This is a genomic window from Nocardioides agri (assembly GCF_013778305.1).
Taxonomy (GTDB): domain Bacteria; phylum Actinomycetota; class Actinomycetes; order Propionibacteriales; family Nocardioidaceae; genus Nocardioides; species Nocardioides agri.
Genome location: NZ_JACEIC010000002.1, coordinates 2,521,090 through 2,537,030 on the forward strand (window position 1 = coordinate 2,521,090; position 15,941 = coordinate 2,537,030).

At 73.6% G+C, this 15,941-nt stretch carries 18 protein-coding genes; 11 read left to right on the forward strand and 7 right to left on the reverse strand.

Going from position 1 to position 15,941, the window contains the following annotated elements; genetic code table 11:
* Nucleotides 1–8: 8 nt before the first annotated feature.
* Both HZF07_RS24555 and HZF07_RS16760 read left to right on the forward strand, forming a co-directional pair.
* Nucleotides 9–689: a VOC family protein gene (locus tag HZF07_RS24555; RefSeq protein WP_181645288.1), complete on the forward strand. Its 681-nt coding sequence runs from the start codon at nucleotides 9–11 to the stop codon at nucleotides 687–689.
* Between the two features lie 109 nt (nucleotides 690–798).
* Nucleotides 799–1,665, forward strand: a complete 867-nt coding sequence (locus HZF07_RS16760; RefSeq protein WP_309504803.1) for a sigma-70 family RNA polymerase sigma factor — start codon at nucleotides 799–801, stop codon at nucleotides 1,663–1,665.
* A gap of 3 nt (nucleotides 1,666–1,668) precedes the next feature.
* Here HZF07_RS16760 and HZF07_RS16765 read toward each other — a convergent pair whose 3' ends face one another.
* The 4 genes from HZF07_RS16765 to HZF07_RS16780 all read right to left on the reverse strand — a co-directional run bounded on the left by HZF07_RS16765 (nucleotide 1,669) and on the right by HZF07_RS16780 (nucleotide 6,618).
* A complete protein-coding gene (locus tag HZF07_RS16765; protein WP_181645289.1) occupies nucleotides 1,669–4,056 on the reverse strand; it encodes an FtsX-like permease family protein in 2,388 nt (795 codons plus the stop codon).
* Nucleotides 4,053–4,742 (reverse strand): ABC transporter ATP-binding protein, encoded by a 690-nt coding sequence (locus HZF07_RS16770; RefSeq protein ID WP_157343191.1) that lies wholly within the window; start codon nucleotides 4,740–4,742, stop codon nucleotides 4,053–4,055. The genes HZF07_RS16765 and HZF07_RS16770 overlap by 4 nt, the downstream gene beginning before the upstream one ends.
* A gap of 65 nt (nucleotides 4,743–4,807) precedes the next feature.
* Nucleotides 4,808–5,470 carry a response regulator gene (locus HZF07_RS16775; protein WP_181645290.1) on the reverse strand — a complete coding sequence of 221 codons (663 nt, stop codon included), beginning with the start codon at nucleotides 5,468–5,470 and terminating at the stop codon, nucleotides 4,808–4,810.
* The gene (locus HZF07_RS16780) at nucleotides 5,467–6,618 is read right to left on the reverse strand and encodes a sensor histidine kinase (protein ID WP_157343193.1); all 1,152 of its coding nucleotides are present in this window, start codon (nucleotides 6,616–6,618) and stop codon (nucleotides 5,467–5,469) included. Before HZF07_RS16780 ends, HZF07_RS16775 begins: the two co-directional genes overlap by 4 nt.
* 81 nt (nucleotides 6,619–6,699) lie before the next feature.
* On the opposite strand from HZF07_RS16780, the gene HZF07_RS16785 reads away from it, so the two are divergent.
* From HZF07_RS16785 to HZF07_RS16805, 5 genes are all read left to right on the forward strand, one after another.
* Complete coding sequence (locus HZF07_RS16785; protein WP_181645291.1) at nucleotides 6,700–6,858, forward strand: DUF4177 domain-containing protein; 159 nt, start codon at nucleotides 6,700–6,702, stop codon at nucleotides 6,856–6,858.
* 5 nt (nucleotides 6,859–6,863) lie between these two features.
* Nucleotides 6,864–7,328 carry a RidA family protein gene (locus HZF07_RS16790; RefSeq protein ID WP_157343195.1) on the forward strand — a complete coding sequence of 155 codons (465 nt, stop codon included), beginning with the start codon at nucleotides 6,864–6,866 and terminating at the stop codon, nucleotides 7,326–7,328.
* A complete protein-coding gene (locus HZF07_RS16795; protein ID WP_181645292.1) occupies nucleotides 7,325–8,194 on the forward strand; it encodes an NUDIX hydrolase in 870 nt (289 codons plus the stop codon). The genes HZF07_RS16790 and HZF07_RS16795 overlap by 4 nt, the downstream gene beginning before the upstream one ends.
* Nucleotides 8,191–9,000: an MBL fold metallo-hydrolase gene (locus tag HZF07_RS16800; RefSeq protein WP_157343197.1), complete on the forward strand. Its 810-nt coding sequence runs from the start codon at nucleotides 8,191–8,193 to the stop codon at nucleotides 8,998–9,000. The genes HZF07_RS16795 and HZF07_RS16800 overlap by 4 nt, the downstream gene beginning before the upstream one ends.
* Nucleotides 9,001–9,162: 162 nt before the next feature.
* On the forward strand, nucleotides 9,163–10,071 hold the full coding sequence (locus tag HZF07_RS16805) for a DUF559 domain-containing protein (RefSeq protein WP_157343200.1): 909 nt from the start codon (nucleotides 9,163–9,165) through the stop codon (nucleotides 10,069–10,071).
* A gap of 63 nt (nucleotides 10,072–10,134) precedes the next feature.
* On the opposite strand, the gene HZF07_RS16810 is transcribed toward HZF07_RS16805, so the two are convergent.
* Nucleotides 10,135–10,812, reverse strand: a complete 678-nt coding sequence (locus HZF07_RS16810) for a Crp/Fnr family transcriptional regulator (protein WP_181645293.1) — start codon at nucleotides 10,810–10,812, stop codon at nucleotides 10,135–10,137.
* 157 nt (nucleotides 10,813–10,969) lie between these two features.
* Here HZF07_RS16810 and nth point away from each other — a divergent pair, with 157 nt between their 5' ends.
* Genes nth through HZF07_RS16830 form a run of 4 tightly spaced genes read left to right on the forward strand, consistent with a single transcriptional unit; the run spans nucleotide 10,970 to nucleotide 14,194 of the window.
* Nucleotides 10,970–11,686, forward strand: a complete 717-nt coding sequence (gene nth / locus HZF07_RS16815) for an endonuclease III (protein ID WP_181645294.1) — start codon at nucleotides 10,970–10,972, stop codon at nucleotides 11,684–11,686.
* Nucleotides 11,683–12,300 (forward strand): TlpA family protein disulfide reductase, encoded by a 618-nt coding sequence (locus HZF07_RS16820; RefSeq protein ID WP_157343202.1) that lies wholly within the window; start codon nucleotides 11,683–11,685, stop codon nucleotides 12,298–12,300. Before nth ends, HZF07_RS16820 begins: the two co-directional genes overlap by 4 nt.
* Nucleotides 12,297–13,022 (forward strand): NUDIX hydrolase, encoded by a 726-nt coding sequence (locus tag HZF07_RS16825; protein WP_181645295.1) that lies wholly within the window; start codon nucleotides 12,297–12,299, stop codon nucleotides 13,020–13,022. The genes HZF07_RS16820 and HZF07_RS16825 overlap by 4 nt, the downstream gene beginning before the upstream one ends.
* Nucleotides 13,019–14,194 (forward strand): MarP family serine protease, encoded by a 1,176-nt coding sequence (locus HZF07_RS16830; protein WP_181645296.1) that lies wholly within the window; start codon nucleotides 13,019–13,021, stop codon nucleotides 14,192–14,194. Before HZF07_RS16825 ends, HZF07_RS16830 begins: the two co-directional genes overlap by 4 nt.
* 3 nt (nucleotides 14,195–14,197) lie before the next feature.
* Here HZF07_RS16830 and HZF07_RS16835 read toward each other — a convergent pair whose 3' ends face one another.
* Nucleotides 14,198–14,614: a phage holin family protein gene (locus HZF07_RS16835; RefSeq protein ID WP_157343204.1), complete on the reverse strand. Its 417-nt coding sequence runs from the start codon at nucleotides 14,612–14,614 to the stop codon at nucleotides 14,198–14,200.
* Nucleotides 14,615–14,647: 33 nt separating this feature from the next.
* A complete protein-coding gene (gene nhaA / locus HZF07_RS16840) occupies nucleotides 14,648–15,916 on the reverse strand; it encodes a Na+/H+ antiporter NhaA (RefSeq protein WP_157343207.1) in 1,269 nt (422 codons plus the stop codon).
* Nucleotides 15,917–15,941 lie beyond the last annotated feature (25 nt).

Genomic DNA, 15,941 nt, shown 5'->3' on the forward strand with positions numbered 1-15,941 from the left:
GGTGTCGGGTGATCGCTTCCTGGAAGGACCTCTGCGTCGACGCGGTCGACCCCCAGCTGATCGGGCGGTTCTGGGCGGGCGTGCTGGGCCGCACCCTCGAACGGCGGGAGGACGACGGTCAGGTCCTGCTGACCGGAGCCACCCCGGCGCACACCGTCTGGGTCAACCGGGTGCCCGAGCCCGTCACCGTCAAGCAGCGGGTGCACCTCGACGTGCACGTCGCCGACCACCACGCCGTGCTCGCGCTCGGGGCGACTCCCGAGGACGTCACGTCGTTCCGGTGGCAGGTGCTGCGCGACCCGGAGGGCGGGGAGCTGTGCACCTTCGAGCGCTCGGAGGTGCCGGACCAACGGCTCTACGAGATCGTCGTGGACTGCCAGGACCCCGCGGCGCAGGCGGCCTGGTGGGCCGAGGTGCTGGGCGGCCGCGTGCACACGGACGGCGACGCGGTGGAGGCCGTCCCGGGCGCACCCTTCGAGTACCTCGTCTTCGTCCGCGTGCCGGAGCCGAAGACCGTGAAGAACCGCCTCCACTGGGACGTGGACACCGCGGACGTCGGTCTGCTGGTCGAGCACGGCGCGACCGTGCTGCGCGAGCCCGACGGCGACATCCGCTGGACGGTCCTGGCCGACCCCGAGGGCAACGAGTTCTGCGCGTTCGCCGACAGTGCGTGGCGGAGCGTGACGTAGGGGCGTGACGTGGGGGCGTGACGTAGGGGCGTGACGTAGTCGGCGAGGTAATTGAGTGTTGGATCAGTCCTGGCTCAGTCCTGCCTCAGGTTGAAATCAAGATTCTTGAGTGAACATCGACAGCGGCGTGGCCGTCGCGGACAACGACCGGCTCGCGATCGCGGAGGTCGAGAGCGACGAGCTCGTCCTGCTGAACCTCCCGCTGGTGGGCCACCTCGTGCGTGAGGTCTCCCAGCGGGTGCCGGTCTCGGTCGACCGTGACGACCTGCGGTCCGCGGGCATGCTCGCCCTGGTGGCGGCCAGCAAGTCCTACCAGGCCGCGCGCGGTGTGCCGTTCTCGGCGTACGCGACCACCCGGATCCGCGGCGCGCTCGTCGACGAGCTCCGCTCCCTCGACTGGGCGTCCCGCTCGGTGCGGCGGCGCGGGCGCGAGATCGAGCAGACCCGCCAGCGACTCGCGACGGCGCTCGGGGAGTTCCCCGACGACACCCTCGTCGCGAAGGAGCTCGGCATGACGCTCGCCGAGGTGCGCCGCGCCGACGCCGACGCCGACCGCGCCCACGTGCTGTCGCTGCACGCGACCGACAACGACGGCGCGGAGCTCGTCGCGTCCCGCTGGCCGGTCCCCGAGGACGTCGTCGAGCGCACCGAGAAGCTCGCCTACGTGACGGCCGCCGTGCAGGAGCTGCCCGAGCGGCTCCGGTTCGTCGTGGAGGGCTACTTCCTCCGCGAGCAGCCGATGGCCGAGCTCGCCGCCGTCCTCGGCGTGACCGAGTCCCGGATCTCCCAGCTGCGTGCCGAGGCGATGGTGCTCATGCGCGCCGCGCTGGAGTCGGCGTACGCCGCCGCGCAGCACGCGGAGGGACAGGTCGCCGGCGGCGTGGCCGCCCGGCGCCGCCAGTCCTACGTCGACGCGGTGGCCGTGCGGTTCGCCGCGAGCGCCCGCGCCCGGACGACCAGCTCGGCGTCCGCCTGACCGTCAGTCCAGGCTGAGCCCGGCCGCCGGCGTGGTCCGGGCGGCCCGGCGGGCCGGCAGCACCGAGGACAGCAGCCCGGCGACGCCGGCGACCACGACGACCGCGAGCAACTGGCCCCACGGGAGCACCAGCGGTGCCCGGTCGACGGCCGCCTCGACCAGCGCGTGCAGGCTCACCCACGCGAACGTGACGCCGATGACCGAGCCGAGCACCGTGGCGACCACGGAGAGCAGCAGCGCCTCGGCCGCGAGCGTCGCCCGGAGCTGGCGCCGGGTGAGGCCGAGCGCGCGGAGCAGCGCGTTCTCCCGGCCCCGCTCGAGCACCGACAGCCCGAGCGTGTTGCCGATCCCGATCAGGGCGATCACGACCGCGATGCCGAGCAGGGCCACGACGGTGCCGGTGAGGATGTCGAGCTGGAGCACGACCCAGGTCCGCTCGCGCAGGCTGTTCGCCAGGCTCGCGTCAGCCGCCTGGGACAGGGCGTCCAGGTCGCCGGCCAGGTCCTCGGCGTCGGCGCCGTCGGCCGACCGCACCCACACCGCCCACGTCTCCGGCGCGTCGGTGAGCGCGGCCAGTGTCGCCGGTGCGACGACCGCGGCGTCGCCCCAGCCCGCGCCGCTGCGGACCCGCAGCACCTCGCGGTGCTCGCCGACCTCGACGGTGACCCGGCGCGGCCCGGCGACGTCGGCGGGCAGCCAGATCTCCCCGGGTGCGGGGGCGGCCATCCCCGGGGACCCGTGGGCGACCGAGGCGATGCCGGAAGCCGCCAGCACCGGCAGGCGCCCGGCTCCCGAGACCCGTGCCGAGGCGCCTTCGAGCGCGATCGCGGTGCCGACGCCCCGGACCGCCCGGACCCGCTCGAGCAGGTCGGCCGGCAGCGGCCGGTCCGCAGCGGTGACCGCGAGGTCGATCGGGTAGTCCCGGTCGAGGTCCTCGTCGACCGCGCTCCGCGAGCTCGCCAGCCCTACCAGCACGGCGGTCGTCAGCGTGACCCCGACGAGGAGCGAGGCGGTCGTCGCGGCGGTACGCCGGGGGTTGCGCACGGCGTTCTGGGCGGCGAGCCGGGCGGGTGCCCCGGCCACCCGCCCGCCGACACCACCGACCACGCGGATGAGGGCGGGCACCAGCACCGGCCCGAGCAGCAGCACGCCGGTGAACGACGTGACGCCGCCGGCCACCATCGCGCCCGGGTCGTGCGCGCTGATCGAGAGGGCCAGGAGGGAGGCGCCGGCGGCGACCGCGAGGAGCCCGAGCACCACGCGCACGCGGCCGGCGCCGGTGCGCACGCTCGTCGAGTCGTCGGGACGCAGCGCGGCGAGCGGGCTGACCCGGACAGTCCGGCGGGTCGGCAGCCAGGCCGCGACGAGCGTGACGAGCACGCCGGTGACCAGCGCGGCGGCGTACCACTCCGGCGACGGCGCGGGGTAGGCCATGCTCCCGCCGGGAAGCGCCGAGATCGCGAGCGCGACGAGCAGGTAGCCGAGGGCCGTGCCGACGAGCAGGCCGAGCAGCGCCGCGGCGACCCCGAGCGCGAGCGCCTCCACCCGGACCGAGCGGAGCACCTGGCGCCGGGTGGCGCCGACGCAGCGCAGCAGCGCGAAGTCGCGGGCGCGCTGGGCGAAGAGGATCGAGAACGTGTTGGCGATGACGAGCACCGACACGAAGAGCGCGATGGCGGCGAAGATCAGCAGCAGGATCGCGAGGACGTTGACCTCGTTGGTGAGCTCGGCCTGGCGCTGCTCGACGAACTCGTCACGCGGCTGCACGGTCGCGCCCCGGGGGAGCTCGAGCGACGCCGCGCCCGGGCCGGCGTACGCGACGGAGTCGACCCAGAGGTCCGGATCGACGGCGTGCAGGTCGGGCCAGGTCAGGTAGAACGCGCCGCCGCTGCTGGCCGACGGGGTGTCGACGAGGCCGACCACCGTGCCGGCGACCTCGCCCACCTCGACCGCGTCGCCCACGTGGACGTCCTTGCCCTTGACGGCGTTGACGTCCGCCACGACCTCGCCCGGCTTCTCGGGGAAGCGGCCCTCCCGCAGCACCTGCCAGCGCAGGGACGGGTCGAGGGCGATCCCGGCGACGTCGGCGCGGTCGTCGACGAGCCGGCCGTCGACGCGCACCTGTTGCGGCGTCCAGCCGAGGACGGCCGCGGAGTCGCCGGTGGCCTCGGCGCGGTCGACGATCCGGGCGGCCTGGTCGCCGTCGACGTCGGTGACGACGACGTCCGCGCCGCGGTAGGGCAGCTCGACGCCGGCGACCAGGCCGGCGCGGGTCGCGTCGGACAGCAGGCTGGTGACGACGATGAACGCGACGCCGATGACCACCGCGATCGCGGCCGAGACGTAGCGCCGGGTGTGGGTGCGCAGCGACGCGCGGAGCACCGTCCTCACGCGACGAGCCCGTCGGCGATGACGACGACGTCGTCGGCGTACGCCGCCGCGCTGTCCTCGTGGGTGACCATGACGACCGTCTGGCCGAGCTCGCGCACGGACCGGCGGAGGAAGCCGAGGACCTCGGCGGCGGCCTCGCTGTCGAGGTTGCCGGTGGGCTCGTCGGCGAAGACGATGTCGGGCTCGCTGACCAGCGCGCGGGCGATCGCGACGCGCTGCTGCTGGCCGCCCGACAGCTCGCCGGGCCGGTGGCCGAGCCGGTCGCCGATGCCGAGCACGCCGACGACGAGGTCGTAGCGGGCGCGGGCGGCGGCGTCGACGCGCCGGCCGGCCAGCTCGAGCGGGAGCAGGATGTTCTGCCCGGCCGTGAGCATCGGCAGCAGGTTGAAGGACTGGAAGACGAAGCCGAGGTGCTCGCGCCGGAAGAGGGTCAGCGCCGTGTCGTCCATCGACTCCAGCGCGCGGCCGGCGACGGTGATGCTGCCGCTGGTGGGGGAGTCGAGGCCGGCGAGGCAGTGCATGAGCGTCGACTTGCCCGAGCCCGAGCGACCCATGATCGCCGTGAACCGGCCGGAGGGGAGGTCGAGGTCGATGCCCCGGAGGGCGTGCACCGCGGTGTCGCCGTGTCCGTAGACGCGGGTGAGGTCGCGGGCGCTGGCGGCGAGCGAGATGGTCGTGGTCGTCATGACCACGACTCTCGCGAGATCCGGCCCTCCGATCGTCAGCCCGGGGACCCGAACCGGCGTACGACTCAGGTCGTACGCACCAGGCCGGTCTCGTACGCCAGCACGACGAGCTGCACCCGGTCGCGCGAGCCCGTCTTCGCGAGCAGCCGGCCGACGTGGGTCTTGACGGTCGTCTCGGCGACGACGAGGTCGGCGGCGATCTCGGTGTTGGACCGGCCGCGCCCGACCAGCACCAGCACCTCGCGCTCGCGGTCGGTGAGGCCGGCGAGCCGGTCGTCGGGGCGCGGGCCGGACGGGTCCGGAAGCACCGCGGCGAACTGGTCGAGCAGCCGCCGGGTCGTGCTCGGCGCCACCACGGAGTCGCCCGCGTGCACCGTGCGGATCGCGGTCAGCAGGTCCTCGGCCGGCGCGTCCTTGAGCAGGAACGCCGCCGCCCCCGCCTTGATCGCGGCGAAGGCGTGCTCGTCGAGGTCGAAGGTCGTCAGCACCACGACCCGCGGCACCTCGCCGCGCGCGGTGATCGCCCGGGTCGCCGCCACCCCGTCCATGCGCGGCATCCGGACGTCCATCAGCACGACGTCGGCGGCCGTCACCTCGAGCTGCTGGACGGCCTCGCCGCCGTCGCCGGCCTCTCCGACGACCGTCATGTCCGGCTGGCTGTCGACGAGCATCCGGAAGCCGCTGCGCACCAGCTGCTGGTCGTCGACGAGGAAGACGCGGATGGTCACAGCGGCAGCCTGGCAGCCACGCGGAAGCCGCCGCCGGGGCGGGGTCGGGCCTCGAGCGTGCCGCCGTGGGCGGCGACCCGCTCGCGCATCCCGACGAGGCCGAGGCCGTGGCCGTCGTCGTCGGCGGCGGCCCCCCGCCCGTCGTCCTCGACGAGGACCGTGACCTCGTCACCGACGCTGACCACGACGCGCACGCGGACGTCCGGGCCGGCGTGCTTGCGGACGTTGGTGAGGGCCTCCTGGACGATCCGGTACGCCGTCAGCCCCACGCCGTCCGGCACCGGGGTCGCCGGGTCGGGGAGGGTCGCGTCGACGTCGTCGCCGACGATCAGGCCCGCGAGGTCGGCCAGACCTGGCTGGGGCCGGAGCTCGGACGAGTCGCCGGTGCGCAGCAGGCCGAGCATCCGGCGCATCTCGGTCAGGGAGTCCCGGCCGGTGGTCGCGATCGTCTCCAGGGCGGCGGTCGCGACCGCGGGGTCCTGGCCGGCGGCGTACCGGGCGCCGTCGGCCTGCACCACGATCGTCGAGAGCCCGTGCGCGACGACGTCGTGCATCTCGCGGGCGATGCGCGCGCGCTCGTCGGAGGCGGCGAGCGCCACCTGCTGGGCGGCCTCCCGCTCGATCCGCTCGCCGCGCTCGACCAGGGCGTCGACGTACGCGACCCGCGTGCGGGCCAGCGCGCCGAGTGCCCAGGCGCTGACAACGATCGTCGCGATCGTGACCGTGTAGGCGACCACCGGGTCCGGCTCGAGGGGGTCGCCGAAGCCGAGCACCCACCGGACGGCGGCGACGACAGCGCCGCAGAGCCCGACCGCCATGGCGGCCAGGCCGGCGGCGACGGACGCGTAGCGCGCGACGGAGTAGACGGCGACCGGGAACGCGACCTGGCTCCACAGCGGCGTGTCGAGCAGCACCGCCTGGAGCGCACTGCCGGCGGCGACCACGGCGAAGACCGCGACCGCGTGGTGGCGGCGCCAGTAGAGCGGCACCAGCTGGACGAGCGACACCGCGAGCCCGACCCAGCCCGCGTCGACCGCCGGGGTCGCGAGGGCCGGCAGCAGCAGGCAGGTCGCGAGCGTGACGTCGAACCACCACCGGCCGCGCGGGCCGAGCCGCAGCGGGCGGCGGTGGGTGGGCAGCGTGGTCACCCCGTGACCCTAGAACGCCGGCGGGCCGGGCGCGTCCGACCACGGGTGGACGGCCGGTGGTCCCCGAGTAGGGTGCCGAGCATGACCAAGTGGGAGTACCTGACCGCGCCGATCCTCACGCATGCGGCCAAGCAGATCCTGGACAACTTCGGCTCGGACGGGTGGGAGCTGGTGCAGATCGCGCCCGGCATGAACCCCGAGAACCTCGTCGGCTACTTCAAGCGTCCGATCGAGGGATGAGCGGCATGAGCGCAGTCGAGCAGCGGCTCGCCGACCTCGGGCTGTCCGTGCCCGAGGTCGCCAAGCCGGTCGCGGCGTACGTCCCGGCCGTCGTGTCGGGCGACCTCGTGTTCACGTCCGGACAGCTGCCGATGACGAACGGCGAGCTCCTGGTCACCGGCAAGGTCGGCGGCGAGGTCGCACCGGAGGAGGCGACGTCGTGCGCGCAGCAGTGCGCGCTGAACGCGATCGCCGCCGTGAAGTCGATGATCGGTGACCTCGACCGGGTGGTCCAGGTCGTGAAGGTCGTCGTGTTCGTCGCCTCGACCCCGGACTTCACCGGGCAGCCGCAGGTCGCCAACGGCGCGTCCGAGCTGCTCGGCACGGTCTTCGGCGACGCGGGCGTCCACGCGCGCTCGGCCGTCGGCGTCCCCGTGCTGCCGCTGGACTCGCCGGTCGAGGTGGAGATCGTCGTCAGGGTCGCCGGGTGAGGATCCCGCTCCCGCCGGTGCCGCTGCCGGACGATCTCGTCGACGTCGCGCGGGAGTTCGAGGAGGGCCGGCAGAGCCCGGCCGAGCCTCGCAACGCGGCGACCGTGATCCTGATGCGGCCGTCGGAGCAGGGCCCGGAGGTCTACTACCTGCGCCGGCACGTCTCCATGGACTTCGCGGGTGGCATGTGCGTCTATCCCGGCGGCGGCGTCGACCCGCGCGACTTCGACGCCACCGTGGCGTGGGCCGGGCCGTCGCCCGCGTCGTGGGCCGAGCGCCTGGGCTGCGACGAGGAGACCGCGCGGGCGCTGGTGTGCGCGGCCGTCCGCGAGACGTTCGAGGAGTCGGGGGTGCTGCTGGCCGGCACGTCCTCGTCGTCCGTCGTCGCCGACACCTCGGGGGACGACTGGGAGGCCGACCGGGTCGCGCTGGAGTCGCGCGAGCTGTCGATGACCGACTTCCTCAACCGGCGAGAGCTCGTGCTGCGCACCGACCTGCTCGGCGTCTGGGACGCCTGGCTGACGCCGATCTTCGAGCCGAAGCGCTACCGCACCTGGTTCTTCGTCGCGGCGCTGCCGACCGGGCAGGTGACGCGGGACGTGTCGACGGAGTCGTCGTCGGTGTCGTGGATCCCGGCCCGCGTCGCCGCCGTCCAGGCCGACGCGGGCGAGCTGGCGCTGATGCCCCCGACGTACCTCACCTCGATGGAGGTGGGCGAGCACGGATCGCCCGAGGAGGTGCTGGCCGTGGCGGCGTCGCGGTCGGTGGAGATGTTCACGCCGGCCGTCGAGCCGCTCGGATCCGGGTGGACGTTGTCGATGCCCGAGCGGCTGCGGCCGCTCGTCGCCGCGCGGCGCCGCGCATGACCCCCTGGTCGGGCGGGTCGTTCGGGACGCGCGGCCGGTGCCTGCTCGCGCCCAACCCGGGCCTGATGACGCTCGACGGGACCAACACGTGGGTGCTCCAGGAGCCGGGCGCGTCGGCGTCGGTCGTGGTCGACCCGGGCCCCCTCGAGGACGGGCACCTCGAGCGGCTGACCGCCGAGCTCGGTGACGTCGGGCTGGTGCTGCTCACGCACCACCACTTCGACCACGCCGAGGTGGCCGCGGAGCTCGCGCGCCGCAAGGGCTGCGCCGTACGCGCGCTGGAGCCGGGGCTCTGCGTCGACGCCGACCCGCTCGTGGACGGCGAGACGGTCGTCGTCGACGGGCTGGAGCTGCGGGTGCTGACCACGCCCGGCCACACCGCCGACTCGATCTCGCTGGTGCTGCCCGCCGAGGACGCGATGCTGACCGGCGACATGGTGCTCGGCCGCGGCACCACCGTGGTCGCCCACCCGGACGGCCAGCTCGGGCCGTACTTCGACTCGATCTCCCGGATGCGGGCGCTCGCCGCCGCCGGCGAGGTCCGCACGCTCTGGCCCGCGCACGGCCCGGTGCTCGACGACGCGCTCGGCGTGCTCGACTTCTACCTCGCGCACCGGCGCGAGCGGCTGGCCCAGGTCGAGGCCGCGCTCCGCGAGCTCTCCGTGCCGGTCGCGCCGGAGCTGGCCGAGGACCCCGCCCTGCCGCGCCAGGTCGTGGAGGTCGTCTACGCCGACGTCGACGAGTCCCTCTGGGGCGCCGCCGAGCTCTCCGTCCGCGCCCAGCTGCGCTACCTCGCCTCCCGTTGAATCGAGACTTCTGACGGTTGAATCGAGCCTTCTGCCGGTTCAGTAGAGACGTCTGGTCGACGTGCGAGCCAGAAAACGTCCACAGGGAACGCGTGCACCGCGCTGTCCACAGGCGCGCCGCGACGCTCTGATCGGCTCCGTTGGTCCGCCCAGGGTGGGGTCATGGGGATCCAGTGGCCCGGACAACCGTTCACACGTGGTGAGCTCGACGTGCTCGGCATCCCGCCCTCGCGCTTGCGCCGTGCGCTCCGTGCCGCCGAGGTCCGTCCGGTGGTGCGCGGTGTGTTCGTGCCGGCGCACCTCGACGACACCCTCGACCTGCGGATCGCATCGGTCGCCAAGGCCGTTCGACCCCACCAGGTCGTCACCGACCGGACTGCCGCCTGGCTCCACGGTGTCGACGCGCACGTGTACGCCGAGCACGACGGCGTACCGGCGGTGGAGGTATGTGCGCTTCGCTGGCACGCCCCGACGAAGGTCGAGGGGGTGGACGGCCGCACGCGGGACCTGCGTCCCGAGGACGTCATGATGCTGGGCGGTGTCCGAGTGACCACTCCGTTGCGCACGGCCCTCGATCTCGGGTGCTGCCTGCGGCGTCGCGAGGCGTTCGGCGTGCTCGTCATGATGGCCCGGCTCCACGGGATCTCTGCGACGGAGTACGAGCGGACCCTCGGCAGGTACCGCCGCCGACGAGGGGTGGTGCAGCTGCGGGAGCTGGTGGGCAGTGTCGACCCGCGGCTCGAGTCACACCGCGAGGCGTGGGTCCTGCTGGCGATCGTCGACGCCGGCCTGCCGCTGCCGGAGCCGCAGGTCTGGGTCGAGATCGGTGGCGTGCCGACCTATCGCCTGGATCTCGCCTATCGTCGGCGTCGCGTGTGCGTCGAGTACGACGGCGCCGAGGCGCATGCCGGCCGGCAGGCGTACGACGAGGAGCGTCGGGGCTGGCTGCGCGACCACGGGTGGACGGTGATCGTCCTTCACGAGGGCGACTTCAGCGGCGAGGCGCTCGACCGGTGGCTCCGCGAGCTCCGGGCAGCGCTCGACCCGACGTACACCAACCGGCGGTGGTGACCAGGAGTCTCGACTCGAGCGTCACAAACCTCGACTCGAGCGTCAGGACTCTCGATTCGACGGTCAGCGGGCGCGCCGGGCGAGGCGCTCGACGTCCATGATCACGACCGAGCGCGGCTCGAGCCGCAGCCAGCCGCGGGACGCGAAGTCGGCGAGCGCCTTGTTGACCGTCTCGCGGGAGGCGCCGACCAGCTGGGCCAGCTCCTCCTGGGTGAGGTCGTGGTGGACGTGCACGCCGTCGTCGGCGGTGCGGCCGAAGCGGTCGGCGAGGTCGAGGAGCGCCTTGGCGACCCGGCCTGGCACGTCGGAGAAGACCAGGTCGGCGACGACGTCGTTGGCCTTGCGCAGCCGACCGGCGAGCTGGGTGAGCAGGCCGCGGGCGACGACCGGGCGGCCCTCGAGCCAGCGCAGCAGGTCCTCGTGGGACAGCGACGCGAAGGCCGCGTCGGTCACGGCGGTCACGGTCGCCGAGCGCGGGCCCGGGTCGAAGAGCGAGAGCTCGCCGAACATCTGGCCGGGCCCGAGGATCGCGAGGAGGTTCTCGCGGCCGTCGGAGGACGTGCGGCCGAGCTTCACCTTGCCGTCGAGCACGATGTAGAGCTTGTCCCCGGAGTCACCCTCGTGGAACAGCACCTCGCCACGCCGCAGCTTGCTCTCGGTCATCGACGCGCGCAGCGCAGTCGCGGCCTCGTCGTCGAGCGCGCTGAACAGCGGAGCCTGACGCAGTACGTCGTTGTCCACGGATCCTCCTCGTAGCCGGCCCGCGAACGCACGGGTCGAGGGCTCGATCCTAACCAGTGGGAAACGTCACAGGCAGCACCGGTGTCCCGCAAGTCGCCGGCCGCGGCCGCGGCGCACCGAATCGGGCAGTGTCGCCGCCCGGCCTTACGCTGGGCGCGTGTCCGAGGTGGAGAGCGCCGGGGAGACCCGCACGAGCCTGGTCCGGCGTGCCCGCAAGATCGACCGCGCCCTCGCCGAGACCTACCCCGACGCTCGCTGCGAGCTCGACTTCGACGACCCGTTCCAGCTGCTCGTCGTCACCGTGCTCAGCGCGCAGACCACCGACAAGCGGGTCAACGCCGTCCGTCCGACGCTCTTCGCCGCCTACCCCGACGCGAAGTCGATGGCAGCGGCCGACCGCGCGACGCTCGAGGGCATCATCGGCCCGCTGGGCTTCTTCCGCGCCAAGACCGAGTCGCTGCTCAAGCTGAGCGCCGCGCTCGTCGAGGACCACGGTGGTGAGGTGCCGCCGCGGCTCGACGACCTCGTCAAGCTGCCCGGCGTCGGCCGCAAGACCGCCAACGTCGTGCTGGGCAACGCGTTCGGGATCCCCGGCATCACCGTCGACACCCACTTCGGACGGCTGGTGCGCCGGTTCGGCTGGACCGACGAGACCGACCCGGTCAAGGTCGAGCACGCGATCGGCGAGCTCTTCCCCAAGCGGGACTGGACGATGCTCAGCCACCACCTCATCTGGCACGGCCGCCGGCGCTGCCACGCGCGCAACCCCGCCTGCGGCGCGTGCCCCGTCGCCCGGTGGTGCCCGTCGTACGGCGAGGGTCCGACCGACCCGGCCACCGCGGCCAAGCTGGTCAAGACCGAGGGCAGAGCATGACGCGACGCTCGCAGGCCGCGCTCGCCGCGGCCGTGCTGCTCCTGTCCGGTCTCCTGGCCGGCTGCTCGGACGACGAGGTGCCCGCGCCCGGTCGCGCGCGGATCGACGTCGACACCCCCGAGCTGCGGGAGCTGAAGGCCGCGGCCGGCATCGAGGCGTGCGCGCCGGCGACCGGCGAGCCGGTCGACGGCGGCCTCCCCGCGGTCACGCTGCCCTGCCTCGGCGGCGGCGAGGACGTCGACCTCGGGGCGCTGCGCGGGCCGCTCGTCCTCAACATCTGGGCGGCCTGGTGCGGCCCGTGCCGGGCGGAGATGCCGGCGGTCGCCGAGTTCTACCAGCGGTACGGCGACCGGGTGCCGGTGCTGGGGATCGACTACCTCGACCCGCAGACCGGCCCGGCGCTCGAGCTCGCGCAGAAGTCGAAGGTCACCTACCCCCTGCTCGCCGACCCGCAGGGCGACCTGCGCGCGAAGGGCCCGTTCCCGGCGGCGGTGAACCCGCCGACGTTCGTCTTCGTCGACGCCGACGGCACGGCGACCGTCGTGCCCGGCGGGATCGACAGCACCGAGGAGCTCGTCGACCTGGCCGAGGAGCACCTCGGGGTCGAGCTGTGAGCGCCCCCGGGCTGCCCGAGTGGCTGCGCCCGGTCGAGCGGGCGGCCCAGGAGATCCAGGCAGCGGACCTGACGAGGTTCGTCCCGCCGCCCGGTGGCGACGCCCGCCGCGGTGCGGTGCTGATGCTCTTCGGCGAGGGGCCCAGCGGCGGGGAGCTGCTGCTCACCGAGCGGGCCCACGACATGCGCTCGCACCCGGGCCAGGTCTCGTTCCCGGGCGGGTCGCTCGACGAGGGCGAGGACGTGGTCGAGGCGGCGTTGCGCGAGGCCGAGGAGGAGGTCGGCCTCGACCCGGAGTCGGTCACCGTCTTCGGACGGCTCCCCGAGCTCTGGCTGCCGCCGAGCAACTTCGCCGTCACCCCCGTCCTCGGCTGGTGGCACGAGCCCGCCGAGGTCACCGTGGTGAGCCGTGCCGAGGTGCACGCCATCCACCACGTCCCGATCGCGGAGCTGGTCGACCCGACGCACCGGATCACGGTCCGGATGCCGATCGGCGACTACCGCAGCCCGGGGTTCCTGATCGGACCGCAGCACGACGTCATCCTGTGGGGCTTCACCGGCGGCATCATCGCCCGGATGCTCGACTTCCTCGGCTGGTCGCAGCCCTGGGACGAGAGCCGGGTACGCGACCTGCCCGACTACATGTTCGCGGGACAGGAGCGGCGCCGGGGGTCAGACTTGCTGGACATCGACGACGACCAGCGACGCGGGAGTGACCGGTGAACCTCCTCGACTGGCTGCTGGTGGTCCTGGTGGTCGCCTACGCGCTCTCCGGCTACTGGCAGGGCTTCATCACCGGTGCCTTCGCGACCGTCGGGCTGCTGCTCGGCGGCCTGTTCGGCATCTGGCTGGCCCCGACCGCGCTCGGCGACGCCAACCCCTCCTTGATGGTCTCGCTCGGCGCGCTGTTCATCGTGATCCTCTCGGCGTCGCTCGGTCAGGCCCTCTTCCAGTTCGTCGGGTCGCGGATCCGCGACAAGATCACCTGGCAGCCGATCCGCGCGGTCGACGCCGTCGGCGGCGCCGCCCTGAGCGCCGTCGCCGTGCTGCTCGTCGCCTGGGCGCTCGGCGTGGCGATCTCCGGCTCGCGGATCGGGTCGATCACGCCGCTCGTGCGCGACTCGACCGTGCTCGGCGAGGTCGACGAGCTGCTGCCGGAGAGCGCCAACGGTGCCCTGCAGGCCTTCAACAACGTGGTCGGCACCAGCTTCTTCCCCCGCTACCTCGAGCCGTTCGCGCCCGAGCGCATCGTCGAGGTCGGGCCGGGCCCGCGTCGGCTGCTGAGCGACCCGCAGGTGGAGCAGGCGGCGACGAGCGTGGTGAAGATCCGGGGCACCAACGACTGCGGGCGCGGGGTCGAGGGCTCGGCGTTCCTCTACGCCACCAACCGGCTGATGACCAACGCCCACGTCGTCGCGGGCGTCGACGACCCCGAGGTGGACCTCGGCGACACGACGCTGCCGGCCGACGTCGTCTACTACAACCCCGACATCGACGTCGCCGTGCTCGCCTACGACAGCGGCGACTCCCCGACGCTCGACTTCGACCGCACCGCGGGCGCCGGCACCGGGGTCGCCGTGCTCGGCTACCCCGAGGACGGGCCCTACGACGTGCAGCCGGCGCGGATCCGGGCCCAGCAGCGCCTGCGGTCGCCGGACATCTACGGCAACGGCACCGTGATCCGCGACGTCTACTCGATCCGCGGGCTGATCCGCCCCGGCAACTCGGGTGGGCCGCTCGTGTCGGGCCGCGGCGACGTGGTCGGCGTGGTGTTCGCGGCCTCGGTCAACGACCGCGACACCGGCTACGCCCTCACGGCCGGGCAGGTGTCCGACGCCGCCAGCGCGGGGATCAGCAGCGCCAGCGAGGTCAGCACCGGCGGCTGTGCTGGCTGACGGTCAGCTGGCCTGGCCCTTGAGCGCCTTCGGGATCTCGCGCCCCTGCTCGATCGCGCGCTCCGGGGCCCTGACCTTCTTGATCTTCCTGAGGCCGAGGTAGCCGAGCAGGGCGGCGATGCCCATGTAGGCGACGAAGACGATCAGGAACGCCCACTGCAGGCCGAGGCCCGCCCAGTGGATGAAGTAGGCGATCGACACCGAGAGCATGATGATCGCGAGCACGACGATGAACGCCGCCCCCGCGAACAGGCCGATGCCGGCGCCCCCGGCCTGCACGCTCACCTTCAGCTCGGACTTGGCGAGCTGGATCTCCTTCTGGATGAGCGTGGAGATGTCCCGGCTGGCGTCGTGGACGAGTCGGCCGATGGTGGGATCGCCCTGGGGGTTCTGGGTGTCCTGGACCTCGTTGCTCACCATGCGCGTCACCCTACAGAAGCGATCGGTGCCGGATCAGCGGGTGCCGTCACCGCGCTGGAAGACGTCGGGTATCCCGTCGCCGTCGTCGTCACGCTCCTCGAGCTCGCAGATCCGGCGGTAGGCGCGGTTGCGCGACCGCAGCACGACTGCGGCGAGGAGTGCTGCGAGCAGCGAGCCGGTCAGGACGCCGACCTTGGCGTGCTCCTCCGCGGTCGTGCCGGCCCCGAACGCCAGCTCGCTGATGAGCAGCGACACCGTGAACCCGACGCCGGCGAGCATGGACATGCCCAGGACGTCGGCCCAGGCCAGGTCGTCGTCCAGGTCGGCCCGGGTGAAGCGCGCCAGCAGCCAGGTGGCCCCGGTGATGCCGACCGTCTTGCCGAGGACCAGGCCGACCACGATGCCCACCGCGATGGGGTCGGTCTCGGCCTCGATCAGGCCGTCGAGCCCGCCGACGTACACGCCGGCGGAGAAGAACGCGAAGAGCGGCACGGCCACGCCCGCCGAGATCGGCCGCACGACGTGCTCGACGGCGTGGGCGCGGCGCACGGGGATCATGAAGCCCAGCAGCACGCCCGCCACGGTGGCGTGCACCCCGGAGCTGTGCACGAACGTCCAGGCGACCAAGCCCAGGGGGACGAGCAGCCAGGCGCCGTGGTCGCGGCGGGCGAGCGCCGCGAACGCGGCGATCGGGACGGCCGCCGCGGCCAGCCAGAGCAGGTGGAGGTCGTCGGTGTAGAACACCGCGATCACGGTGATCGCGAGCAGGTCGTCGACGACCGCGAGCGCCAGCAGGAACGTGCGGAGCCCGCTCGGGAGGTGGGTGTTGATGACCGCGAGGATCGCGAGCGCGAACGCGATGTCGGTCGCCGTGGGGATCGCCCAGCCGACCAGGTCGTCGCTGCCGAGGTTGATCGCCACGTAGACGAGGGCCGGCACCACCATCCCGGCCACCGCGGCGACGACCGGCAGCACGGCCCGGCGCGGGTCGCGCAGGTCGCCGGCGACGAACTCCCGCTTGAGCTCCAGGCCGGCGACGAAGAAGAAGATCGCCAGCAGCCCGTCGGCCGCCCAGGCGCCCAGCGACAGGTCGAGGTGCAGCGCCTCGGGTCCGACCACGAGGTCGCGCAGGTCGGCGTACGACGCGTGCCACGGGCTGTTCGCCCAGACCAGCGCCACGACGGCGGCGACGATGAGCAAGAGGCCGCCGGTGGTCTCCGCGCGCAGCACCTCCGCGGTGCGGGAGGTCTCGAGCCACGAGCCGCGCGAGAAGAGGCGGCTGCCCTGGGGTTGGTCGCTCATCGGTGTCCTCCGGAGGTCGGCTGCG